The sequence below is a fragment of the Acidovorax cavernicola genome (assembly GCF_003581445.1).
Window position 1 is genome coordinate 1 of the sequence record NZ_QXMN01000276.1, and the last position, 860, is coordinate 860.

Genomic DNA, 860 nt, shown 5'->3' on the forward strand with positions numbered 1-860 from the left:
GGGCACAATCCAGCAGCACGGTTCGATAATGCATCGTAATTCATTCGGAGACCTTCCATGCTGAAAGGCAAAACTGCTCTCGTCACTGGATCCACCAGCGGCATCGGCCTGGGCATCGCCAAGGCCCTGGCACAACAGGGCGCGAACATCGTGCTCAACGGTTTCGGCGACGTCGACGGTCCGCGCGCCGAAGTACAGGCCGCGGGGCACGCGGCCGGCGCCAAGGTCGCCTACCACGGCGCCGACATGACACGCGTGGCCGACATCGAGGACATGGTCGACTACAGCGTGCGCAATTTCGGCCAGGTCGACATCCTGGTGAACAACGCCGGCATCCAGCATGTCGCGCCCATCGAGGACTTCGCCCCCGAGCGCTGGGATGCGGTCATCGCCATCAACCTGTCGAGCGCTTTCCACGCCACGCGCCTGGTGCTGCCGGCCATGCAGGCCGCGGCGAACGGCAAGGGCTGGGGCCGGATCATCAATGTGGCCTCAGTGCATGGCCTCGTGGGTTCGGCGCAGAAGTCCGCCTACGTGGCCGCCAAGCACGGCCTGATCGGGCTGACCAAGGTCTGCGCGCTGGAAAACGCGACCACGGGCATCACCTGCAACGCGATCTGCCCGGGCTGGGTGCTCACACCGCTGGTGCAAAAGCAGGTCGAGGCCAAGGCCGCGGACCAAGGCATCAGCATCGAGGAAGCGACCCGGCAGCTGCTGGCCGAAAAAGAGCCTTCGCTGCAGTTCACCACGCCCGCAGAACTGGGCGCGCTCGCGGTCTTCTTCTGCTCGCCGGCCGGCGCCAATGTGCGCGGCGTGGCGTGGAACATGGATGGGGGCTGGGCAGCGCAGTGATCGTAGCC

The 860-nt window shown here is 65.9% G+C and carries 1 protein-coding gene; it reads left to right on the plus strand.

The window, feature by feature from the left end; translation table 11 throughout:
- The first annotated feature begins 57 nt into the window (after positions 1–57).
- Positions 58–852: a 3-hydroxybutyrate dehydrogenase gene (locus tag D3H34_RS33115; protein ID WP_119558907.1), complete on the plus strand. Its 795-nt coding sequence runs from the start codon at positions 58–60 to the stop codon at positions 850–852.
- The last annotated feature ends 8 nt before the right edge of the window (positions 853–860 follow it).

Bases quoted from the DNA above. Each gene is read 5' to 3' on its own strand.
- D3H34_RS33115 (WP_119558907.1), top strand. From the start codon at position 58: ATGCTGAAAGGCAAAACTGCTCTCGTCACTGGATCCACCAGCGGCATC.